The following is a 22863-nucleotide window of genomic DNA, read 5'->3' on the forward strand; positions in this document are numbered from 1 at the left end:
CACCCTTGTGGTGTGTCTTTCCGAGCCTAGTGTGAAAGTTCACCACTGGTGTGTTCTTTCGAACTTAGCAGCATGGTTGTTTCCTTAGTGACATGAATGTTTCCTTACAGTCACAGATAAAATACTTCTCCATCGTCCGGCACATACAGATTTCCGTGATAATACTGACTTCCTTCTTTTGTATAAAGCTTCTTGCGCTCCCTTAAATGAGTCTCCTCCGTATGATAGAGAATCAGGTTAGATACTTTCAGTTCCTCTGCAATGCAGCACGCTTCTTTTACCGTGCTGTGGTGTTTTTCGTAAGGTTTAAATTTCTCCGCCTCACTGTAAAGACAAAAAGCCTCATGCATCAGCCAGTCACTTTCCCGTACATACCCTTCCTCACACGAATTATAAGGCTCGTCTCCACAGCAGGATAGTTTTTTGCCGTCCGGTGTCCGTAAGGTAAATCCAAACTGCTTTGCCTTCGTAGAGCCAATATCAAAAAAGGTTACTTCACAGCCCACGATTTTTCTCTTCTCCCCATTCTCAACAGGAATCAGGCGGATACTCTCTCCGATATGTTTTGTCACCTTTGTCTGGATTGTAAGCCCTGTTATCGTGGTAATAATATCAACCAGGCCGCTATGGCAGTAAATTCGCAGCTCTCCTTCGTACTTCCCTTGATTCATCTTCTGTCCTATTATACGTATCAGCCACACAAGACCAAGTAAATGGTCGATATGTTCATGGGTAATAAAAATATCATGAATATCTTCCAAAGGAATTCCAGTCTTCTTCAGTATACCCAAAATCTGATTTCCGCCCCCTGTATCCACTAAAAAATGCCGGTTTCCCTCAGACAGTGCAAAACACGTATTATAACACTCTGTCACCGTAGCGTTCCCTGTACCTAAAATTGTCAGCTTCATGCCTTTCTCCTGCTTTCTGTTCCCTATTTTTCTAGTCGGCTACTCGTAATGTTTCATAAGAGACTGGGTTCCCAGATCTCCATATCCCTCCGCTTCCAGTTCCTCATAATTAGCAAGCACCTGGCTGAGTACCTCCAAATCCAGACCGCTCATGCTTGCCTCAAGCAGTGCCAGCTTCATATCCTTGATAAAATGTTTTATGAAAAATCCAGGCGCATAATCCCCTGCTAAAATTTTAGGTCCAAACGTATCCAACTGCTTACTCCCCGCCGCACCTGTAGAAACAGATTTTAAAACCGTCTCCAGGTCAAGTCCCTTGGACTTCGCATAGGTAAGAGCTTCACACACTCCGGAAAGCGTACCTGCAATGATAATTTGGTTCGCCAGTTTGCAGTGCTGTCCGCATCCAGCCTTTCCCTGGTAGTTAATATTGGTCCCCATTGCTTCAAAAAGCGGCAGACAAGCAGCATAGTCTTCCTTATCACCACCCACCAGAATAGATAAAGTTCCGTCTTTCGCCCCAATATCCCCTCCTGTTACAGGTGCGTCCAGTACATGGAAGCCGTTCTTCTTCCCTTCTGTATAAACTTTTTCTGCTATTTGAGGGCTGGTTGTTGTCATATCAATTAGGTAAGTGCTTTGTTTGGCACTATCTAAAATATTACCGGCGTCAAAATACACTTCCTCCACATCCTTAGGGAAGCCTACCATCGTAATCACTGCTTCACATTCCTTTACACAGTCCTTGATATTCTCATAAAACATAGCACCTTCTGCAATAACATCTTCTACCTTCCCCTTGTTCCTGGCATAAATATGCAGTTCAAAACCTGCCTTCATTAAATTTCTCACCATAGATTTTCCCATGATTCCTACTCCAATAAATCCGATTTTTTTCATCATTCTTCTCCTTTTCTATTTTGTTTTTTATAGTACAAAAGTTTCATCAACATAAAATATGTATTTATATAAGTTTACATTTAACCTTGTTTTTTGTCAATTTGTTCCCCAAATGACGGCTTGTACTATTTTTGATTGAGCGGTACTCTATACCGCCCAACTCATGTCAGATTCTTTCAAAATAGGTAATATCAATTTCCTCTATTGTTAGATTCATCCTGGGATTCCCCAGTTTCTGTCTAACCTCTTCAATAACTGATCTGTATGCATTCCAGTAATTCGCCTCTGTTACTATTCCACCGGGAACTCTTGTACTCTCAACCATAAAAACAGTACTGCCATTAAGTTCTCCATTCTCTTCATTAACAAAATATCTGTCATGTATCTCCCCTGAAACACTAATACCCGTTTCCTCATAAACTTTCTCTGCAGCCACATCCCAAATATCACCAATCATAGTTGTTGTGTAATATTGGGGATCAAGTCCCAAAAATGAAATTGAATAACGTTCTGTTTCCATAATTCACCACTAATACGCTTTTATATATAGTATATGTCTTTCTATTCAAACAGTTTCTTCCTTTTTATAAGGAATGATAATAGTATATAGTATTGCTATTTAATTTAATAATCCTATAATATTGCGTAAGTTTTTTCCGACTTAGTTGTTTATTTAACAAAGGAACTAATCTCCTCACCATTTATTAGTTCCTTTCCCACCACAAAGCCCGGAGTCCTCACCAGATTCCGGGCTGTTCCTTATCAACTTCTCAGTTCTTTTGGGAAGTCTATACACTTATAGGATTTACGCTTAACTGACTCCCCCACTCTTTAATCTCGCCACATGCCATTTTCTCTCCGGCATTACCATGATACTGACTCCTGTAATCATCTGGTTGGCTATGAATTACTACAGTTCTCCCCACTACCTGCCGAGGACGGAATCTTCCCGTATATACTGCCATCCACGCTGTATCGTAAGAAGAAAGAAGCACGGGGAGGTCTCCCGCATGCTGCGGGTGCTGTGCATACCCCGGGCTGTAATGGCTCATCGTATCACCAAATGGGTCCGCCCTGTTTCCTGTGCACGTACTTCCTTCATGAATGTGGAAGCCAAAGAATTTACCTAAATACTGTTGCTCTTCATCCGGCAGACCGTAAATTTCTGCCAGTACAATAGTTCCCCCATTTGCCTCATAAAAATAAACCTTCCCTTGTACATCAGGATATTTCTCTGAACCGTTTACCTCGGCATATGCCTGTGGCATCCCACTTAATATTTCATCTATCATCGCCATAGCAATACCTCCTATAGGTAGTATATGGAGCAAAAGCGGGAAGGTTCTTAATCGTCCCCGCACTTACTCTGCCCTACGATTCTAATTACTGTCTCATGGATAATAGATATGGTGTTTTATGTACAGCTTCAGCGGCCGGATGCTCTTATATTGCTTGTATATTTTTAATTGAGCGGTACGCTCTACCACTCATTTATTTTAAAACTGCTCAAAAACATCAAGTGTTACCTTTTCTGTTATCAGTCCCATCCTAGGATTTCCCAGGGTATTTTTAACCTCTATAACCACATTTTTATACGCATCCCAATATTCAGATTCAGTTCCCATTCTGTGCGGTATCCTTATACTCTTAATCGTGAATATATTTCGTCCGTTAAGTACTTCGTTACTTGGATCAACAAAATAGCTGTCAGATACCTCTCCCACAATTATAATACCGGTTTCCTCATAAACTTTCCGTGCAGCTGTATTCCAAATATCACCGATAATAGCCCTTGTGTAGTATTGAGGGTCAAGATTAAAAAATGCAATTATATAATTTTCAGTTTCCATAACTCACCATTCATACATTTTTATAATAGTATATGTTTCCCTGTCAAAACGGTTAAATTGCAGTTTTGCTGCTTAAGCAGCTCTAAATAACTCTCCAGCAAATCAAGAAAGCCTTGCCTTCATCTTATCCTGCACCGTTTTAATTGCATGGTTAATTAATTCTTCCATCCCAAACTCCTTTAATGTAAGTTTTAGCTAATCACGTTTTAAGCTCAATGTAACGTAACAACCGCCACCATCTATGCCCTCAATACTATAATCTCCCAAATTTCCATTGGCATTTATTTTGATAATATCTCCCAAATTATAGTACTGTTTATAGGTATCCCCTCTCACAAAATGCTCTTCAAATATCTTGTTCCTCTTTCCCCGGCACTCAGCAGCCGGACGCTTTTATATTACTTGTACATTTAATTGAGTGGTACGCTCTACCACTCGGATTATGTTAGATTTTTTTAAAATGGTATATATCCTCCCTCTTTATTGTTAGATCCATCCTGGGATTTCCCAATCTACGTCTAACCTCTTCGATAACATCTCTATAAGCATCCCAGTATTCCTCCTCAGTTGCTACTTCATCGGGAACTCTTGAACTTTCAACTAAAAAAACAATAGTGTTATTAAGTTCTTCCTCATCTTGACCAACAATATAACTTTCTTGTATCCTCCCTGAAATACGAATACCAGTTTCTTCATAAATTTTGTCTGCAGCTATATTCCAATTATTTCCAATAATTGTTGATGAGTAATATAGTGGATCAAGTCCCAAAAATGAAATAGAATAATTTTCTGTAATCATCGTTCACCAGCAATACATTTTTATAATAATATATGTCTCTCTGGCAAAATGGTTAAACATCAGTTTAGTTGCAATAAAAAACTACTAACTTAATATTTCATAGTTAGTAGTTCAATTGTTCACTTATAGTATTAAATTGAAATTCAGCAAATCTAAAAAACTATCTAAATGGTGTTGTATGTAATGCCTCCGAACTAAATTCTTTAATTGAATTGATTGTTCCGTTTTTTGTAAATTCAATAATTGAAACGCCATCAAATCCACTTATCTTATCTTGCACTTTATCTTTAAAAAACCATTCTACAACAACTGTATTAGCTTGATGAATGAATCGTTTAATAGTCCATTCAATTACTTCTTGCTCTTTTAACATTTTGTCAATCCATTGATGTATTTCAGAAATACCCTGATACTCTGGCCCATAACATTCGCTATAATAGATATCATAATCAAATATATTATAAATATTCTTAAAGTCACGTAATACCCACATATCAAAATATTCTTTAATAACAGCTTCTTTTTCATTCATACTCATAGTCACCTCCATAGCTCATATGCTAAGAAAATTCCGATTTATACATTTAGGATACAGGATTCTCTACTAACTATCAATACTAAGTTTTCAATGTACGTATATCAACTAAATTTTAATACTTTCACTATTTCAATAAGTTAACATATTCTATTAATAGAGGTGATATCATGAATATTTATGATTGTGGGGATAACCCATTTGTTACAAATCTCAAAAGAGAAGCTTTTTTTAACAATAATTTTCGTACTACCAGATGGACAGGAACAAACCTCCAACTTACATTAATGAGTATACCTCCAAATTCTGAAATCGGATTAGAAATGCATCCTCATCTTGATCAATTTCTTTATATTGAATGTGGTGGCGGGCTCATGATGATGGGCAATCAAAAGGATTGTCTTAAATATCAGTATATTGTTTCTAGTCAATCAGCCATTATTATCCCCGCCGGGACATGGCATAATCTAAAGAACAATGAATGCTGTGATTTGAAACTTTTTTCTATCTATGCTCCTCCACAGCATCCATACGGCACAGTTCATCACACAAAATTTGATTCAGATAACTCCGGATACTAATTTTTCAAGCGCATCATTTTTCATTTTGGTGCGCTTATTATTAGACTCTCTTACTATAGTTTTATTTTCCTTTCTCCAAATCAGGGTTTTCAAAATACGCTCCCTTTATAAAAAGTGAGGATAGGGATAATAAAATTCCGGAATTGACATTTTGAAGGCTATACGGTTGTTTGGACATGCTGACTCAAAGACCATGGCAGATATATACGCTGAGATTAGAAGTGAAGTATGTTTGAACACCGAAAAAAATTTTATTACCAACCATTCAAAAGGAATGACTGGTTATTCAATGTAAAGCAGATAAGGTTATCGAGTTATAATGTAAATTTCCAATATTTTCTGCGTCAACTTTACCACACAATCTTGTCATCTCCTCTTTCACTCGTACCCTATGAGTAAAAAAATCTATATAGCATGTGTTATTTTCCCCAAACACAACAAACCCGGAATCAATTGAGATTCCGGGTTATTTATCTTTTGCAACTTATTCATTTGTATTTTAATTACATATGTAGTAACTTCTTTTGTATATAAACATCTTACAATAATTGTCTAAATTTGTCAATAATTATTTTTCTATTTTAGTTCACAACATCACTTTCACAAATGCCCGGAATCCTTACCTATTCCAGGCTATTTCTTAATTTTTATTATAAATATGTGTTGTTGAGTTTAGAAGTGAAGAATCCTGCTCAAAAAATAAATTGAATAAATACCTATCAAAAAATGCGCTTGAACACTGAAAAGAATTTTAAAAAGCCGCAACCCCTTGTAAACACTGGATTTGCGGCTATTTTTTATCAAGCTGAAAATCGGACTTGAACCGACGACCCCTTCATTACGAGTGAAGTGCTCTACCAACTGAGCTATTTCAGCTTAAGGTCCTTGAAGCGAACCTTAGTTATTATATCGCTTTTCCGAAGGAATTTCAACCATTTTTTTCGTTTTTCACTGCCTCAGGCATATGAACTCTCAATTGGTGATAAGGTGTTTCGATTCCCTCTTTGTCAAATGCCAATTTGATTTCTTCCAACAACCTGCATCTTGCAGCCCAGAATTCTTCTGTCTTTACCCAGGCGCGCATCCCCAGTACAACGGCACTTTCTCCAAGGGAATCTACAAATACATTGACATCCTCATCCTGCATAACAGAGCTATCCTTTGCCAATAAACCTTCCAGTAATGCTTTTGCCTTTTTTAAATCTGCATTGTAAGAAATATTTACTTTCAAATCCAGCTGTCTCTCAGGGCGCGCTGTTACATTTGTCAAACTGCTATTTGCAAGAGTACCATTAGGTATGATAATTGTCTTATTATCCACCGTAGACAATTTCGTATAAAATATCTGTATTTCTTTTACTGTACCTTCATTCTTCTGAGTATCTTCAATAATATAATCTCCTACCACAAATGGTTTTAGAAGAAGTATCAGCACTCCGCCCGCAAAGTTTCCCAGGCTTCCCTGCAAAGCCAAGCCTATGGCTACCCCGGCAGAAGCAATTAATGCTGCCACTGACGAAGACTCAACGCCCAGCTTTGTGGCAATTATAAAAATCAGCAGCGTATATAAACCGAATTTCAGCAGAGAGTCGATAAACTGAATCACACCTTGGTCTGCATGTGTTCTCTTCAAAGAATGTTTTACAAGTTTTTGTATCCAGTGGATGATAAAACGGCCAATAATGAAAAATACAAATGCCAATGCTACTCTTATCCCAAAATTAATTACTTCCGGAAGATGATCCTGAAAATATTGTGTGGCACGATTCACCTCTTCAACCACCTCTGTGGTCACCTCCTCCGGAGATGTCAAATCTGATATCCGCAAACCCATATGAGCCTCCTTTTTCGTGCGGTATAATTCACCCGCAATAAACTCACGCTTATTAAAGTTAATATTTGTTACATATCTCCCCTCAGGGCAAGAAAGGCACATAAGTTCCCTCGTTTATCTCCTGCTGTTCTATGGGAATATAATATCTGACTGTTGCAATGTGTACACAAATTTGTCACAGCAATATTTTCCCTTGGAATTCCAGCCTCAATAAACACAAGTTCATTGGCCTTCCAGAGATTCAACTGGTACTTACCATTTTCTTTTCGATAAAATAACTTTGACCAGTCCCTCTCCTGAAAGCATTCCCTAAATTTCTCAATTACATCCCTGCTAACCTCATAACATTCCTGACAAATAGATGGGCCCACTGCGGCTAAAATGTCAGAAGGATTGGAACCATATTTTTCTTTCATTAATTGTACCGTTATTTTTCCAATCTTACCCACTGTCCCCCGCCAGCCAGAGTGACTCAGGCCGATTACTTTCTTCACCGGGTCAACAAAATATAAGGGAACACAGTCTGCAAAAAAGGTAACCAGACATAGCCCTGGCACATTTGTAACAAGGCCGTCTACATCGGAATAATTTCTGGGGCGGACAATTCCCATGCCCCTCTCTTCATCTGTCACAGCAAGGACATTGGCAGTATGGGTCTGCTGGGTAAACACCATATCCTCACATCTTATTCCTATTGCCGCCCCGATCCTACGAAAATTTTCACGGACAGCCTCCTTATTATCCCCTCTGGTAAAGCTCAGGTTCAGAGAGGAATAGCAGCCTTCACTGACACCTCCCAGCCGGGTAGAAAAACCATGTTTTACAATGCCCGTATGTTGAAACAACGGATATTCCAAATATGGAGTACCCGTCTCTATCTCTTGAAAAATCTTCTCTTCATTTTGGTAGTGCAGCCCTAAACTCATAAAACTCCCTTTCTGTTTCAAATCGTATCTGTGCAGTAAATGCACACCCCTGTACTGAACAGTTACTTCAAATCTATAGCATGAAATTTAACCCTGGAATGCGTTTTTAATATGTATTATCTTCTCTCCCTCAATTCCGATGACATCAAACCTGCATGAGCAGTCAGAAATACCATGAACCATCAAATAATAAGACGCACACTGGTAAAGTATTTTCTGCTTTTTTAAAGTAACAGCCTCCAAAGGACTTCCCTTCTTTTTATCCTGCCTGTATTTCACTTCACAAAACACCAGACAGGAGCCCTCCCTGGCTATAATATCAATCTCACCCAGGCGGCAGCGGTAATTAAACTCTAAGATGACATACCCCTGCTGTTCCAGGTAATATCCCACTGCCTGCTCATATTGTGCACCTATTTTCCTGCTATTCTTTTTCTTTGTCTGTCTCATAATCCTTTAGACTGCGATCTCACATACTCAGCTAATTAAATTGTAACTGTTCAGGAGGGAAAGCTCAGTTTCACCATGCTTCATCTTGCTTCGGCCAAACACTGAATAGTTACGTAAAGTTTTTAATAAAGGATACCCGGTGAATTGGTGTAGGGCCTAATTTCTTCAAAGCCTCGATATGTGCTCCAGAGCCATATCCTTTATTCTCTGCGAACCCATAACCGGGCAGTATTTTATCATATTCTGCCATCAGTCTGTCCCTTGTTACCTTGGCAATAATACTGGCCGCCGCAATAGAAACGCTCTTTGCATCGCCTTTAATGATAGGTACCTGAGGAATCGTAACCTCGGGGATGGTAACCGCATCATTAAGTAGCAGCTCCGGTGCCGGGTCCAGTTCCCGTACAGCGGCACGCATGGCTTCATAGGTTGCCTGCAGGATATTCATTTCATCAATCCTGGCAGGACTTACCATACCGATTCCTGTAGCAATTGCCTTTTCCATAATTTCATCATAAAGTTCTTCCCGCTTTTTCGCAGAAAGTTTTTTTGAATCATTGATATAGAGTATCTCACAATCCTTTGGAAGAATTACCGCTCCTGCCACAACCGGCCCCGCCAGAGGTCCCCTGCCAACTTCATCAATGCCGCAGATATAAGTATACTGCTCATATTTCTTTTCAAATTGTCTCATCTGTTCCAGGCGCAGATGCTCCTCCAGAAGCTTCTTTTCCTGTTTTTTATATTTTAATATCAGAGCTTTGATACCGCTTCGGCTGTCTCCGGCATACATTTCATAAAGACCGTTAAGCTCCTGCTTTTGTGCCTGTTCAAATTCCTGCCTAATACTGCTGATACTCTTATTCATGTTTAATCACTCCGAATTTGTTAAACGGCCAGATGCGAATCCACGCCCGCCCCAGCAAATCCTCCCGGTGAAGCACTCCCACACTGTCATCCCGGCTGTCCGCACTGTGATTCCGGTTATCTCCCAGTACAAAATACTCATCCTCACCTAATGTAATCGGCTCACCTGCAATTCCTGAGTCCTGCATCGCTTCATTGCCATAATTCTCATCCAGCTTCTGTCCGTTGATATACACGTCTCCGTCCATCACCTGCACTGTCTCTCCCGGCAGGCCGATAATCCGTTTTATATAGTATGTATTTTCCTCGTATTGATAGGGAAATACAATAATTTCATATCTCTTTGGTTCTCCAAAACGGTACGATATCTTATCCACAATCAGATTATCCCCGTCTGACAGCGTAGTCTCCATAGAGGAGCCGCTGACACGTGTACGTTGGCCGACAAATGTAATAATTAAGTAGGTAAGGCCTACTATAATCAGTATATACACAATCCAGCCAAACAGTTCCCTTATGATACTTCTCTCCTGGTCCATTCCGTAAACCTTCTTTCTAGTGTCTACCTCTATCTTATTCATAATCATGGGGAAATTCAAGTGTTATTTTTCCAAGTCTTCCATTCCTGAAATCATCCAGAAGCAATCTGGCCGCTTTCTCAGTATCCAGCTCATTGCCTCTTATAAGGCAATGTCTGCTTTTTGCGACTTCCTGCAAACATGAAAAATCATCCTCAACTTCCTCTATTTGGTACTTTTCTTTCAAGGTTCCAGGATAGAACTCTTTTAAGAATTTAATCAGTTCCATAGCCAGCTCTTCCGTATTGAGAATTTCATCTTTGATAGAACCGATAAACGCAAGACGAAGGCCCACTGTTTGATCTTCAAATTTGGGCCACAATATTCCCGGAGTATCCAGAAGCTCCACATTTTTATTCAGGCGGATCCACTGCTTTCCTTTCGTCACTCCTGGTTTATTTCCTGTCTTCGTACATGCTTTCCCTGCCAGGGCATTGATAAACGTTGATTTTCCAACATTGGGAATACCTACTACCATAGCCCTCACCGGACGGTTCAGGATTCCCCGCTTTCTGTCTCTCTCTATTTTCTCTTTACAGGCTTCCTGAATCACACCCTGTATGGACTTAATTCCCCCGCCCTTTTTGGAATTTACCTTTAGAACTGAATACCCCTTTGCTTTAAAGTATTCCGCCCATGCATCATTCCATTTATCTCCTGCCAAATCTGACTTATTCAGCAGAATCAGCCTTGCCTTGTTCTTTCCCAGCTCATCAATTTCCGGATTTCTGCTGCTCACCGGAATCCTGGCATCTACTAATTCAATAACAAGATCAATTAGTTTTATATTTTCCTGCATCATACGCTTTGCCTTGGTCATATGACCAGGATACCACTGAAAATGCATGTTGTCTTCCTCCTTTATCTTTTTACGAAACCAAAATCAGGACCAAAGCTGGCTACAAACCAAACCCGCCCATATATTTCACTCCGCTTCACATTACCAATATCAGCCATTCTGCTGTCATCACTGCTGGAATGGTTATCTCCCAGCACAAAAAACTCATCACCGCCCAATGTCAGAGGTTCATCTGCAATGCCGGCTTCCTTGATATACTCCGCATAAATATGCTTTGTCATAACCTCATCGTTGATGTAAATATTACCATCTTTAATCTGTATTGTTTCACCTGGGAGACCTACAATCCGTTTCACCGAATAATGGGTATTCTCATTTCCATTCGGCTTAAATGCAATAATGTCCCCGCGTTTAGGTTTACTTGCATTATAAACAAGTCTGTTTATCATTACAACATTACCATTATTTAGAACAGGCTTCATAGAATCGCCTGCATTACTGACTCTCTGTCCAAAAAACCAAACAAGCATAAATGCAATGACACAGACAATCACAATCTGTACAACCCAGTTCACAATCACACCAGTATTTTGTTTTTCTACTTTCGTTTTTTCCTTCCGAAACCGCAGCTCAGGTTTTCCTGTATCAAACTTCAGCTCTCGTTTCTTTTTCACTCTTCGCTTTCTTTTCGCCTGTCCCCTATGCTTTTTCCGAAAATTTAAATCTGCCATTTTCTTTCCTCATATAAGAAACACCGTTTCCAATTATACATAAAAGGGACAATATACATGTTGTACTTGTCCCTCTCATAGTTACTATTTTACTAATTCTTTTACCTTAGCTCTCTTACCAACGCGGTCTCTCAAGTAGTTCAGTTTTGCTCTTCTGACTTTACCTCTGCGCACAACCTCTACTCTTTCAACGTTAGGGGAATGTAACGGCCATGTTTTCTCAACACCGATTCCATTAGAATTCTTTCTCACTGTGAAAGTAGCCCTTGTGCTTCCGCCCTGTTTCTTTAAAACTGTGCCTTCAAACACCTGAATTCTCTCACGTGCACCCTCTTTAATCTTAGCGTATACTTTTACAGTATCACCAACATGAAACTCCGGTGCGTTTTCCTTTAATTGTTCTGCCTCGATACTTCTGATAATATCATTCATTGTGTGACCTCCTTCATATTTAGACGTTCTTAATACCTGTCTGCAGACTCATATGGTGTCTGCAAAACTATTTTTGCATCAGAGGACCATCATTTCTTACTTCACAACTGTTGTATTTTATCACATTTCCTTATAGGTTTCAAGTCCTTTTTATTACTGTGCTAAAACAGGTGCCAGCTCCACTCCATCTGCTGTAACCTTTGCATGAATAAGGGGCTGCATTTCTGGCTTTTCATCTTTAATCAAATACGCCTCCTGAAGCAGCTTTTCTGCTTTACCGAATAATGCTTTATCAGAAGCATACATTTCAGCAAGTACTTCGCCTTCTTCCACGTAATCACCTGTCTTCTTATTTAAAATAAGGCCTGCCAGATAATCGATTTCACTGTCTAATGTCTCTCTGCCTGCACCCAGCAATACAGAGGCTATTCCACATTTTTCTGTATTTAAGTGATTTACAAATCCAGACCTTACTGCTTTTACTTCACTTCTATAAGGAGTGGCTCCAAACTTATTTGTGTCTTTAATAACGGAAGAATCTCCGCCCTGCGCCTCTACCATCTCTACTAATTTATCAAATGCCCTGCCGCTCTCCAGTGCTTCTCTTGCCATTGCCTCACACTCTTTTATATCACCTTTTCCTGCAACGTACAACATATTAGAAGCCAGCGTTATACAAACTTCTGTTAAATCTTTTGGACCTCTTCCCTTCAGAGTCTCCACTGATTCTATAACTTCTAAAGAATTGCCGATGGCATATCCCAGAGGGATATCCATATCTGTTACTACTGCCATTGTTTTTCTTCCGGCATGTTCCCCAATTTCAACCATGGCTTTGGAAAGTTCGATGGAGCTTTCCAATGTCTTCATAAATGCGCCACTGCCTGTTTTTACATCAAGAACAATACAATCACTTCCAGATGCCAGTTTTTTACTCATTATAGATGCGGCAATCAAAGGTATGCTGTCTACCGTTCCGGTTACATCCCGGAGAGCGTATAATTTCTTATCTGCCGGCGCCAAATTGCCAGACTGTCCGGCAACGCTGACACCTACTTTATTTACAATAGAGAAGAATTCTTCCTGATTCAGTGCCATCTTCATTCCCGGAATCGCTTCAAATTTATCAATCGTTCCACCTGTATGTCCAAGCCCCCTGCCTGACATTTTGGCTACCTTTACACCACACGCTGCAACAATTGGTCCTATAACGATTGTAGTCTTGTCTCCGACGCCGCCGGTGCTGTGTTTGTCTACCTTCACTCCCTCAATGGGAGATAAATCCACCATGTCCCCAGATCTGGCAACCTCCATTGTCAATGAGGCTGTCTCTTCTGCATCCATCCCTTGAAAGCAGATCGCCATCAGCATAGCAGACATCTGATAATCCGGAATTTCACCATTTACGTATCCGGCAACCATTTCAGTAATCTCTGAATTAGTCAGCTTCTCCCCTTTTTTCTTTTTTACAATCAAATCGTACATTCTCATGAAGCTACCTCCTGCTGAATCTTATGCTCTAAACTAAATTATTTCATGTTACTTTTATATTAAATCCCTTACTTGTATTTCTAAGTATAATCCATATTGTGATAGAAATCACCACTTCTTTACAATACCACATATAACGCAGACTCGCCCCGATTCCAAATGTTACCTGTATATTATCCCTTTATTTCATGATATTATTTTCTTGTAATATTTCTGTAACAATATCACAATATTTTAGGAGGTACATATTCATGAAGCGTAAGATATTACCGGCACTGCTTGCAACGGCTGTTGTAGGAGCAGCCGCAATGAGTCCCTTGTCCGTACAGGCGGCATCACCAGCAGAGATATGCCAGCAAGTACAGGGCAGAACCGTCTACATCAACGGAAGCATCACCAGTGCAGACGAGCTGAAACAAAAACTGGAGGAACTGGGAATCAACTGTACAATTCCTGACTTGTCTAACTGTGTACTGCCAAGTCAGCCTGAAACACCGGAGCAGCCAGACACGAGCCAGCCTGAAACACCAGAGCAGCCGGGTACGAATCAACCTGACACAAATCAGCCTGAAACACCAGAGCAGCCGGACGCAAACCAACCGGATACGAACCAGCCTGAAACACCAGAAAAGCCAGATACGAATCAGCCGGGTACCGGTCAAGAGAATGCAAGTTATGTTCAGCAGGTAGTCAATCTTGTAAATCAGGAACGTGCCAAAGCAGGCCTGTCACCAGTTACAGCCGATGCATCTATTGAAGCTGCAGCACTGGTACGCGCCAAAGAAACTGAAATATCTTTTTCACACACACGCCCTGATGGAAGTTCTTTCAGTACAGCACTTGTTCAGCAGGGAGTACGGTTCTATGGTGCCGGTGAAAACATCGCCTGGGGACAAAAAACTCCGGAACAGGTCATGAACGGATGGATGAACAGTGAAGGACACAGAGCCAACATCCTGAATGCCAAATTTACTAAAATTGGTGTAGGTTACTATCAGAATGCATCTGGTACAAACTACTGGACACAATTGTTCACCTATTAATTACCGCATAAAAACAAAGCGCCCTTTCTGTATCTTGCAGAATATAGGGCGCTTTTATTATTATACAACCTGTCTTTTTATTCCCATAATATTTCTTTATTCCTCAAGCAGCTTTTTTTCGGAAGGCGTCAGCTCACATTTTTCCAGTAAGTCCGGCCGCCGCTCTTTTGTCCTTAAAACAGACTGCTCCCTGCGCCATTTTTCTATGTTCGCATGGTGACCTGAAAGCAGTACTTCCGGCACCTTTTTCCCATGCCACTCCTCGGGCCGTGAATACTGGGGATACTCCAGCAGGTTATCCTGAAAAGATTCGAACTCCGCCGACACATCATTGTGTAGTACTCCCGGTACCAAACGGGAAATGGCATCTACCATAACCATAGCAGGAAGCTCTCCCCCAGTCAGCACATAATCTCCTATAGAAACATAATCTGTTACAATCTCCTCCAGCACACGTTCATCAATACCTTCATAGTGCCCGCAGAGAAGAACCAGTTCTTCCTCCTGGGCCAGCTCTTCCGCCATCTGCTGATTAAATGTCTGTCCCTGGGGGGACAGGTACACTACCCTTGGCCTTTTCCCCAGCTTCTCTGCAACTGCTTCATAAGCGAGGTAAACAGGTTCTGCCTGCATGAGCATACCTGCGCCGCCGCCATAAGGATAATCATCTACGCTCTGATGTTTATTAAATGCATAATCACGGATATTCACGGCTTCAATGGATAACAGGCCATTATTGACTGCGCGTCCTGTAATACTAGTATTCAGCCCATCCATAACCATATCCGGAAACAATGTTAAAATATGAAAATTCATGTATCTTCTGCCCTTTCCCCCATACTTATTGAACTACTAACGTTCAATAAGGTATCATTTTCTCTCAGAAATCAGCCCATCCAGCAAATGCACCTTCATCGTGCGTTCCTCTACATTCACATCCAGGATACACTGTTGTATGGCCGGAATCAGCACTTCGCCGTATTCTTTTGAATCTACTACATAGACCTCATTTGCTCCGGTTTCAAGTACATCTCTCAAAACACCGAACTCTGCCTCCCCGGTGAATACCTTCATACCAATCAAATCGGCAATATAATACTCGCCCTCTTCCAGCTTCACCGCATCTTCTCTGCTTACAAGAAGACTTTTTCCTTTGTATTTCTCTACATCATTTATATTATCGATTCCTTTGAACTTTACGATAGCAAACTGTTTAAAAAACTTTACACCTTCTATCGTCAAAGGTACCTGCTCTTTTCCTGTATCTAAAGTAACTTGTTTTAAATCCTTAAATCTTGTCACATCATCCGTAGTCGGAAATACTTTAACTTCCCCACGGATTCCATGAGTAGAGGAAATAATCCCTACTTGTAAAAACTGCTCCATATCTTTCCTCCTGCTTATACAGCTTGGTCTGGTCAAAAGCACGCGCCATTTTAAGGTAAAAGGAAAGGGGCAGGCTCTTTATGCGGATGCATGAAGGCTGTCCCTTTTAACGTTATTGTACAATATCAACAACAACTCTCTTATCTTCCTTGGCAGCAGCCGCCTTAACTACAGAACGGATTGCCTTTGCAATACGGCCCTGCTTCCCGATGACCTTGCCCATATCGCCGTCAGCGACACGAACCTCAATCACAGTGGTTCTGCCGTCCTGTTTTTCAGAAACAACAACGCTGTCAGGCTCGTCTACTAATGCTTTCGCAATTACTTCAACTAATTCTTTCATCTAAGCCACCTCCGCGGAACAGCTTATTTCTCAATTCCTGCTACTTTTAAGATTTTACCTACTACTTCTGTAGGCTGAGCTCCGTTGTTTAACCATTTCTTAGCAGCTTCCTCATTAACTTTGATTCCGCTTGGCTCCAGGTTTGGATCGTATGTTCCGATTTCTTCGATGAACTTGCCATCTCTTGGGGATCTGGAATCTGCTACTACGATTCTATAGAAAGGAGCCTTCTTCTGTCCCATTCTTTTTAATCTAATTTTTACTGCCATTTTTTTCACCTCATCTTTTTCTTTTTTGTTTAATCTATGTGTTAAAAAGGAAGCTTGAACTTGCCTTTCTTACCACCCATCATACCCGGAAGTTTCTTCATCATCTTCCTTGCTTCATTGAACTGTTTTACCATGCGGTTCACTTCAGAAATATCCACGCCGGCCCCCCTTGCTATACGGTGCTTTCTTGATGGATTGAGCAAATCCGGATTGCTGCGCTCTTCCGCTGTCATGGAATAAATCATGGCTTCCATACGGGCCATTCTCTTCTCATTCTCATCGGAATCAAAATCCGGCATTTTGCCGCCGCCCATGCCGCCTAACCCGGGCATCATGCTCATTACACTTGACAGACCGCCCATTTTCTTCATTTGACTCATACTTTCCAGATAATCCTCAAAGTCAAACTGGGCTTTTTTCATCTTCTCTGTCATCTTTTTGGCTTTTTCTTCGTCCAGCTCCGCCCCTGCTTTTTCAATCAAAGTCAGAACATCGCCCATGCCAAGAATACGGGAAGCCATTCTATCGGGATAAAACTGCTCCAAATCGGAAAGCTTTTCTCCCATACCAACATAAAGAACCGGTCTTCCGGTCACAGCCTTAATTGACAAAGCTGCACCGCCTCTGGTATCACCGTCCAACTTTGTAACGATAACTCCATCTATACCGATTTTCTCATGAAAACTTCCGGCAACATTAACCGCATCCTGACCGGTCATGGCATCCACCACTAATATAGTCTGATGCACAGAAACTGCTTCTTTGATTTCCTGCAGTTCCGCCATCATATCTTCATCAATATGAAGGCGTCCGGCTGTATCCAGAATAACAATATTATTTCCATTCTTTACAGCATGTTCATAAGCCGCTTTTGCAATATCCGAAGGCTTATTCTTATCTCCCATGGAAAATACTTCCACGCCCTGCTTCTCTCCATTAATCTGCAGCTGCTTAATAGCAGCGGGTCTGTACACATCACAGGCCACAAGAAGCGGTTTCTTTCCCTTTAATTTAAACTTTCCTGCAAGCTTCGCAGTGGTTGTCGTCTTACCGGCACCCTGAAGACCTGCCATCATAATCACTGTAATTGCGCTTCCCGGCTGCAATGCAATTTCTGTTGTCTCCGAGCCCATCAGTCTGACCAGCTCTTCATTTACAATCTTAATTACCATCTGCCCGGGATTCAGACCGTTCATCACATCCTGCCCGACTGCCCGTTCCTGCACATCTTTTATGAATCCCTTCACAACCTTGAAGTTGACATCTGCTTCCAGCAGAGCCATCTTCACTTCCTTCAGAGCCGTCTTCACATCATCTTCTGTGAGCCGCCCTTTACTGCGGAGATTCTTAAATACATTCTGAAGCTTTTCGGTTAAACTGTCAAATGCCATTCTACAACTCCTCTATTATAGTATCAGAAATCCGCCGGATTTCCTCAACTATTCTGCCAATATCAGTGCCCTGCTTCTCATAAGAATCCAGCGCTTCATTAATCTCTCTCACCTTTTCCTTCACAGAAAGAAACTTATCAACCAGATGCAGCTTATCCTCGTACCCTTCCAGAATCTTCTGGCAGCGCCTTACCAGGTCGTGTACACCCTGACGGCTGATTCCCTCCCCCTGTGCAATCTCACTCAGGGATAAATCCTCCAGCACAAACTGCTCGTAAATCTCTTTTTGATGTTCTGTGAGAAGTTCACCATAAAAATCAAATAACAATGCCTGTTCTAAAATTTTATTCACATTTATCACCTCAGCTATCATACTAAAAAACGAAACAGGTGTCAAGTACTTTTTCTTGACGCCTGTCATGAAGTCGGAAAATTTAGATTCTGTTAATTTTATAAAAATCACTTTATTTCCATTTTTGCTATAGATTCAATGGATTCGGGAGTTTTTATTTGAATTCCTCTGCTCCTTATATTTTAATAATACTTTGTTTGAATTTTTGCCTGAACTGGCATTAGTTTTTAGATACGGAAGATGTTACAAAATAAAAACATCTTAAAAAACACTAAATTTGCAACATCTCCCGCAAATCATTGATAAATACAATTGATTATTTCATAGCCCTTTTTAAAGATATAGTATGTCTTTATAGAAAACTTACAATTGCATTAGATTTCCCACATGCAGTATTCCCCAGCCCTGCTGTGCATATTCTGTTCGGACACAGGACTGGCGCAGCTTCAGTTTAACCTCTACATTTGTCATATCCGGACACTTCGAAAGCAGACAGGCAATGGCCCCGGACACAATCGGGGTCGCCATGGATGTGCCACTTTTTATAATATAAGGTCTTGGCCAACGGTTCGTATAATCCCCGTTGCAGCTTTGGATATTCGTACCGGGTACTACCAAATCCGGTTTTACCACGCAGGATTCTGTAGGCCCATTTCCAGAATAATCCCACTCCTGGCGGGCGTCTCCGCGCCGCATAACTGTTCTGCGTTCCGCCAGTGCTCCTACCGTAATGACTTTTCTGCTTGTTCCCGGGACCGCTATTGTTCCTTCTCCAGGCCCATAATTTCCTGCTGATACCACAACAACCATGCCTGCATCCCACAATTTTTCTACAGCGTCCAGCAGCCGTTTCTCCTGCTCTGCTTCTACTCCCGGCTGTGTTCCTACGGAAATATTCACAATACGTACTCCCATTTTTTTGTACACATTTAACAGCCAGTCAATTCCTTCAACCACATTATCCACAGAACCATTTCCCTCATTATCAAGTACTTTTCCCATTAGGATTTCCGCCCTGGGAGCCATGCCTGCATATACACCGTTAGATAGCCTTCCGCTCCCTGCCAGGATTCCTGATACGTGAGTTCCATGCTTTCCGTCATCATATATTTGTTTCCTGTAATTCACAAAATCACGGAAACCAACAATTCTTCTATCAAAATCAGGATGTATAGCAATTCCTGTGTCTAACACAGCTACACACACACCCTGTCCCATATATCGATTGGATATGATGTCTCCACACCAATATCCTACTGCTTGCTTTACCCATTTCATAGCAATACCCTTTTTTATATACTATTCATGGAAATGGGTTTTTGCTCATTTATTCCAATGCACTTATAATTAAAAAATTTTAAATTATTTTCCGAAATCCTCTCACACATTTTTAACCATTTACATATTATGAACTGTAATCAAACATATGGAGGATTTAACATGAGTGAATTAAGTGCTACAAATTGCGGATGCGGATGCGACAGCAACTGTGGAAATAGTTGTGGAGGAAACGGTATAGGTTCCTGCCTGTGGATCATCATCCTGCTGTGCTGCTGCGGCGGCAATGGCTTTGGCGGCGGATGCGGCGGCGGATGCAATAGCGGATGCGGAAATGACAGTAGCTGTATCTGGATCATCATTCTGCTTCTCTGCTGTGGCGGCGGCTTTGGCGGCGGCTTTGGCGGCGGATGCAACAGTGGCTGTGGATGCAATAGCGGATGCGGATGCTAATGCTCAGCTCGAAAGAATCTCTCGGTGTAATAAAACCATAGCAATATCCCCGGTACAACAAACTGTACCGGGGATATTGTTTGTAGCTATTTATTTTGACTGTTCCTGGTTCTTTTCTTTTTCTCTACCTTTCTTCTCTTTTTCTGCTCTCTCGCTGTCCATTCGTTTTCTCAGCATGCAATCTTCATCTATCTCATATACGGCATTACCATCAATTACTAATCTTCTTCTCATATTTTGTCACCATTTTCCTTTCTTCTCCTTATTATATTATGTAGGGACCTTGATTTTAGCTTTCGCAATTCTCATAATTTTATACTTTGAATCATATATATTTACAACGTTATAGATAGGAGTGCTTATGGAACAAAAACCTCAAAGACCAATGATACCATTTGACGAGCTGGTGACACCGCCTATGCTCCAGATGCTAAAGCTTTTCCTCCCCTACACTCCTGCTTCTAACCAACGTTTTTTAGGTGTATTTGTAAAGTTTCTGGAGCTTAAAGAGACCATTTCTTTTTTTCAGAGACCCAGCTATAATTCATATACACGAGCTTTTAGCAGCAGCCAGGCTTCCTCACCAATGGAAATGTTAATGGAAATGAGACCATATCTGCCCCCTCAACAAGCAGGGATGATGGAATCATTCCTGAATATGATGAATATAATGGAAATGGTTCAGATGTTTCAGGACAGCGCACCAAGTGGGGGAAATGCCTTTGGAGATATGGGCGGGTCCGGGAATGCGGATAATTCAGGAGACATGTTTTCCGGCGGCTTCAATCCTATGGATATGGTAATGGGAATGTTGACTCCCGATCAGCAGAATATGTTTCAGATGTACAACAACATGTTTTCTGATGAAACATTTTCCGGAAGCGAAAATCCCACTGAAGAAAATTCAAATATAAAGAACTCAAATGAGCCAGTTGTTAAACAAGAAAGTGCAAAGGAAGATAGCTCTGATAAAGAAGAGGAAAATAAAGAAAAATTCCATATGGAAGGAGATGATAGAAATGAACGAATGGATGAACAGTCCGGCAATGAAGAACCTTGATCCTGTCAAACTACAGTTAATTCAGATGGCGGCTTCCCAGACCGCCGGAAAATCCGGGAGAGATCTTGCCCCGGTTATGATGGCGCTGATAAACAGTGCCAATAAAAAGGGAGTTCAGTTTTCAGGAGATGAGATATCTCTGATACTAGAAATCTTAAAAGATGGTAAATCAAAAGAAGAGCAGGCACAAATTGATCAAACAATCAATATGGTCAGCTCCCTTTTAAAGAGGAAGGCTTAAAAGCCTTCTTCCTTTCGTTTAATTCGCATCTCTCTTCTCTTTTCTGCTGCTTCCCACTCGGCTTTTTCTTCTTCTGTTTCCAGAATCAGCCGGGGGACCTCTCTTGGCCTATCATTCTCATCCAGTGCAACCATGGTAAAATATGCCCGGTTAATTGGCCTGCGCATCCCATCCATGCTCTCCACATAGGTATCTACCCTGACTTCCATGGATGTATTTCCCACATAAGTTACTTTACCAATAATCACAATAACATCCTTCTGATAAGCTCCCTGAATAAATCTCAGGTTGTCCACAGATGCCGTTATAATGTCACTTGCCGCGTGACGTTTCGCCACCAGGCCCGCCACACCATCCAGCCACTGCATCAAAATTCCGCCAAATAAACGCCCGGCTGCATTTAAGTGGTTAGGGCGTACCATATGCACCGTCTCTACTCTTGAATCGGCGACTCTCTTCTCTTTTACCATTACAAAAACCCCAATCCGCATGCTTCTGCTTTATTTTTATAAAATTATTCCAAGTATGCCCTTTTATTATAATATTAGCCACAGGAAAAAAGCAACTATTGAATTCTTTCTCCCCTTCCTGTAAGATAAAGTCATTATTAAAAAGGAGAACAGGTAATGCACAATATAAAATTAACCTTAGAATACGATGGTTCCCGCTATCAGGGCTGGCAGCGTCTTGGTAAAGGAGAATCCACAAATACTGTAGCCAACAAACTTTTAGATGTCATCCATAAAATGACCGCAGAGGATGTAGAATTATTCTGCGGCGCCAGGACAGAGGTAGGCGTACATGCCTATGGACAGGTAGTAAATTTCAAAACTACGTCGGATATGAAGCCATATGAAATCCTGCATTATTTAAACCGTTATCTGCCCATGGACATTGCCGTACTTTCGGCAGAAGAAATGCCTGAAAGGTTTCATGCTGCGCTGGGCGTCAAATCCATCACATATCTGTACCGTATCGCCATTGGCACCGTGCCCAGTGTATTTGACAGAAAATATACTTATTATGCCTTCAAAGAACCTGATCTCGCTGTTATGCAGCAAGCTGCACTTTCCCTGGCTGGAAATCATGATTTTAATAACTTTTCTACAGTAAAGAAAAGCAAGTCTACTGAAAAAGAACTTTATGACATCAAAATTTACGGGGATACCCAGGAAATCCAAATCACCCTCCGGGCAAAAGATTTCCTTCATAACATGCCCCGTATGATTATCGGCACACTGCTGGATATTGGACTTGGAAAACGCAAAAAAGAATGTATTGAAGCAATTTTTACCGGAGAGGATACTGCCAGCGCTCCCTGCGATCCAAAAGGCCTGTTCCTGCAAGAAGTAGAGTATTAGAT

Annotated in this window: 31 protein-coding genes and 1 tRNA gene; 6 read left to right on the forward strand and 26 right to left on the reverse strand. The window is 41.0% G+C overall.

Annotated elements, in window-relative coordinates:
• Positions 1-110: 110 nt before the first annotated feature.
• The 7 genes from A8805_RS07400 to A8805_RS07430 all read right to left on the reverse strand — a co-directional run bounded on the left by A8805_RS07400 (position 111) and on the right by A8805_RS07430 (position 4998).
• A complete protein-coding gene (locus A8805_RS07400; RefSeq protein WP_109709560.1) occupies positions 111-911 on the reverse strand; it encodes an MBL fold metallo-hydrolase in 801 nt (266 codons plus the stop codon).
• Between the two features lie 39 nt (positions 912-950).
• The gene (locus A8805_RS07405) at positions 951-1811 is read right to left on the reverse strand and encodes an NAD(P)-dependent oxidoreductase (protein ID WP_109709561.1); all 861 of its coding nucleotides are present in this window, start codon (positions 1809-1811) and stop codon (positions 951-953) included.
• 166 nt (positions 1812-1977) lie between these two features.
• Positions 1978-2331 carry a hypothetical protein gene (locus A8805_RS07410; protein ID WP_109709562.1) on the reverse strand — a complete coding sequence of 118 codons (354 nt, stop codon included), beginning with the start codon at positions 2329-2331 and terminating at the stop codon, positions 1978-1980.
• A 268-nt stretch (positions 2332-2599) separates the two neighbouring features.
• Positions 2600-3109, reverse strand: coding sequence for a superoxide dismutase family protein (locus A8805_RS07415; RefSeq protein WP_330405836.1), 510 nt, complete (start codon positions 3107-3109; stop codon positions 2600-2602).
• 198 nt (positions 3110-3307) lie between these two features.
• Positions 3308-3661 carry a hypothetical protein gene (locus A8805_RS07420; RefSeq protein WP_109709563.1) on the reverse strand — a complete coding sequence of 118 codons (354 nt, stop codon included), beginning with the start codon at positions 3659-3661 and terminating at the stop codon, positions 3308-3310.
• Between the two features lie 445 nt (positions 3662-4106).
• A complete protein-coding gene (locus A8805_RS07425) occupies positions 4107-4460 on the reverse strand; it encodes a hypothetical protein (RefSeq protein ID WP_109709564.1) in 354 nt (117 codons plus the stop codon).
• A gap of 160 nt (positions 4461-4620) precedes the next feature.
• Positions 4621-4998 (reverse strand): nuclear transport factor 2 family protein, encoded by a 378-nt coding sequence (locus A8805_RS07430; RefSeq protein ID WP_181392762.1) that lies wholly within the window; start codon positions 4996-4998, stop codon positions 4621-4623.
• Between the two features lie 167 nt (positions 4999-5165).
• On the opposite strand from A8805_RS07430, the gene A8805_RS07435 reads away from it, so the two are divergent.
• On the forward strand, positions 5166-5576 hold the full coding sequence (locus A8805_RS07435; protein ID WP_109709566.1) for a cupin domain-containing protein: 411 nt from the start codon (positions 5166-5168) through the stop codon (positions 5574-5576).
• An 803-nt stretch (positions 5577-6379) separates the two neighbouring features.
• Here the strand turns inward: A8805_RS07435 and A8805_RS07440 are convergent.
• The 10 genes from A8805_RS07440 to A8805_RS07485 form a co-directional block, all read right to left on the reverse strand.
• A tRNA-Thr gene (locus tag A8805_RS07440) sits at positions 6380-6452 on the reverse strand.
• A gap of 52 nt (positions 6453-6504) precedes the next feature.
• Positions 6505-7410: a mechanosensitive ion channel family protein gene (locus A8805_RS07445; protein WP_109709567.1), complete on the reverse strand. Its 906-nt coding sequence runs from the start codon at positions 7408-7410 to the stop codon at positions 6505-6507.
• Between the two features lie 68 nt (positions 7411-7478).
• Positions 7479-8336, reverse strand: a complete 858-nt coding sequence (gene pgeF, locus A8805_RS07450; protein WP_109709568.1) for a peptidoglycan editing factor PgeF — start codon at positions 8334-8336, stop codon at positions 7479-7481.
• An 87-nt stretch (positions 8337-8423) separates the two neighbouring features.
• Complete coding sequence (locus A8805_RS07455) at positions 8424-8786, reverse strand: YraN family protein (RefSeq protein ID WP_109709569.1); 363 nt, start codon at positions 8784-8786, stop codon at positions 8424-8426.
• A 109-nt stretch (positions 8787-8895) separates the two neighbouring features.
• Complete coding sequence (locus A8805_RS07460; protein ID WP_109709570.1) at positions 8896-9654, reverse strand: ribonuclease HII; 759 nt, start codon at positions 9652-9654, stop codon at positions 8896-8898.
• On the reverse strand, positions 9647-10234 hold the full coding sequence (gene lepB, locus A8805_RS07465) for a signal peptidase I (RefSeq protein WP_330405839.1): 588 nt from the start codon (positions 10232-10234) through the stop codon (positions 9647-9649). The genes A8805_RS07460 and lepB (A8805_RS07465) overlap by 8 nt, the downstream gene beginning before the upstream one ends.
• Positions 10227-11078 carry a ribosome biogenesis GTPase YlqF gene (gene ylqF, locus A8805_RS07470; RefSeq protein ID WP_109709571.1) on the reverse strand — a complete coding sequence of 284 codons (852 nt, stop codon included), beginning with the start codon at positions 11076-11078 and terminating at the stop codon, positions 10227-10229. The genes lepB (A8805_RS07465) and ylqF overlap by 8 nt, the downstream gene beginning before the upstream one ends.
• Before the next feature lie 14 nt (positions 11079-11092).
• Positions 11093-11761, reverse strand: coding sequence for a signal peptidase I (gene lepB / locus A8805_RS07475; protein ID WP_109709572.1), 669 nt, complete (start codon positions 11759-11761; stop codon positions 11093-11095).
• A gap of 84 nt (positions 11762-11845) precedes the next feature.
• Positions 11846-12193, reverse strand: a complete 348-nt coding sequence (gene rplS / locus A8805_RS07480) for a 50S ribosomal protein L19 (protein WP_109709573.1) — start codon at positions 12191-12193, stop codon at positions 11846-11848.
• Positions 12194-12346: 153 nt separating this feature from the next.
• Positions 12347-13684: a pyrimidine-nucleoside phosphorylase gene (locus tag A8805_RS07485; RefSeq protein ID WP_109709574.1), complete on the reverse strand. Its 1338-nt coding sequence runs from the start codon at positions 13682-13684 to the stop codon at positions 12347-12349.
• A gap of 251 nt (positions 13685-13935) precedes the next feature.
• Between A8805_RS07485 and A8805_RS07490 the strand changes: the two genes are divergently transcribed.
• On the forward strand, positions 13936-14727 hold the full coding sequence (locus tag A8805_RS07490) for a CAP domain-containing protein (RefSeq protein ID WP_109709575.1): 792 nt from the start codon (positions 13936-13938) through the stop codon (positions 14725-14727).
• A gap of 96 nt (positions 14728-14823) precedes the next feature.
• Here the strand turns inward: A8805_RS07490 and trmD are convergent, their stop codons facing one another.
• From trmD to A8805_RS07525, 7 genes are all read right to left on the reverse strand, one after another.
• Positions 14824-15543 (reverse strand): tRNA (guanosine(37)-N1)-methyltransferase TrmD, encoded by a 720-nt coding sequence (trmD, locus tag A8805_RS07495; RefSeq protein WP_109709576.1) that lies wholly within the window; start codon positions 15541-15543, stop codon positions 14824-14826.
• Between the two features lie 54 nt (positions 15544-15597).
• The gene (rimM, locus tag A8805_RS07500; RefSeq protein ID WP_109709577.1) at positions 15598-16113 is read right to left on the reverse strand and encodes a ribosome maturation factor RimM; all 516 of its coding nucleotides are present in this window, start codon (positions 16111-16113) and stop codon (positions 15598-15600) included.
• A 112-nt stretch (positions 16114-16225) separates the two neighbouring features.
• Positions 16226-16456 (reverse strand): KH domain-containing protein, encoded by a 231-nt coding sequence (locus A8805_RS07505; RefSeq protein WP_109709578.1) that lies wholly within the window; start codon positions 16454-16456, stop codon positions 16226-16228.
• A 23-nt stretch (positions 16457-16479) separates the two neighbouring features.
• Positions 16480-16725, reverse strand: a complete 246-nt coding sequence (gene rpsP / locus A8805_RS07510) for a 30S ribosomal protein S16 (protein WP_109709579.1) — start codon at positions 16723-16725, stop codon at positions 16480-16482.
• Between the two features lie 41 nt (positions 16726-16766).
• Positions 16767-18116, reverse strand: a complete 1350-nt coding sequence (ffh, locus tag A8805_RS07515) for a signal recognition particle protein (protein WP_109709580.1) — start codon at positions 18114-18116, stop codon at positions 16767-16769.
• A 1-nt stretch (position 18117) separates the two neighbouring features.
• The gene (gene ylxM, locus A8805_RS07520) at positions 18118-18489 is read right to left on the reverse strand and encodes a YlxM family DNA-binding protein (RefSeq protein WP_109709802.1); all 372 of its coding nucleotides are present in this window, start codon (positions 18487-18489) and stop codon (positions 18118-18120) included.
• Positions 18490-18831: 342 nt separating this feature from the next.
• Entirely contained in the window at positions 18832-19746 is a 915-nt protein-coding gene (locus A8805_RS07525) for a S8 family peptidase (protein WP_109709581.1), read from the reverse strand.
• Positions 19747-19908: 162 nt separating this feature from the next.
• Between A8805_RS07525 and A8805_RS07530 the strand changes: the two genes are divergently transcribed.
• Positions 19909-20199, forward strand: a complete 291-nt coding sequence (locus tag A8805_RS07530; RefSeq protein WP_109709582.1) for a chorion class high-cysteine HCB protein 13 — start codon at positions 19909-19911, stop codon at positions 20197-20199.
• Between the two features lie 90 nt (positions 20200-20289).
• Here A8805_RS07530 and A8805_RS22090 read toward each other — a convergent pair whose 3' ends face one another.
• A complete protein-coding gene (locus A8805_RS22090) occupies positions 20290-20433 on the reverse strand; it encodes a hypothetical protein (protein ID WP_181392763.1) in 144 nt (47 codons plus the stop codon).
• A gap of 127 nt (positions 20434-20560) precedes the next feature.
• Between A8805_RS22090 and A8805_RS07535 the strand changes: the two genes are divergently transcribed.
• Together A8805_RS07535 and A8805_RS07540 are read left to right on the forward strand one after the other, a co-directional pair.
• Positions 20561-21259, forward strand: coding sequence for a hypothetical protein (locus A8805_RS07535; protein WP_109709583.1), 699 nt, complete (start codon positions 20561-20563; stop codon positions 21257-21259).
• Entirely contained in the window at positions 21219-21500 is a 282-nt protein-coding gene (locus A8805_RS07540; RefSeq protein WP_109709584.1) for a hypothetical protein, read from the forward strand. The genes A8805_RS07535 and A8805_RS07540 overlap by 41 nt, the downstream gene beginning before the upstream one ends.
• On the opposite strand, the gene A8805_RS07545 is transcribed toward A8805_RS07540, so the two are convergent.
• The gene (locus A8805_RS07545) at positions 21497-21970 is read right to left on the reverse strand and encodes an acyl-CoA thioesterase (protein WP_109709804.1); all 474 of its coding nucleotides are present in this window, start codon (positions 21968-21970) and stop codon (positions 21497-21499) included. The genes A8805_RS07540 and A8805_RS07545 overlap by 4 nt on opposite strands.
• A 156-nt stretch (positions 21971-22126) precedes the next feature.
• Here A8805_RS07545 and truA point away from each other — a divergent pair, with 156 nt between their 5' ends.
• Positions 22127-22861: a tRNA pseudouridine(38-40) synthase TruA gene (gene truA, locus A8805_RS07550; RefSeq protein ID WP_109709585.1), complete on the forward strand. Its 735-nt coding sequence runs from the start codon at positions 22127-22129 to the stop codon at positions 22859-22861.
• Positions 22862-22863: the final 2 nt, after the last annotated feature.

The organism is Faecalicatena contorta, from assembly GCF_003149105.1.
Taxonomy (GTDB): Bacteria; Bacillota; Clostridia; order Lachnospirales; family Lachnospiraceae; genus Muricomes; species Muricomes contortus_C.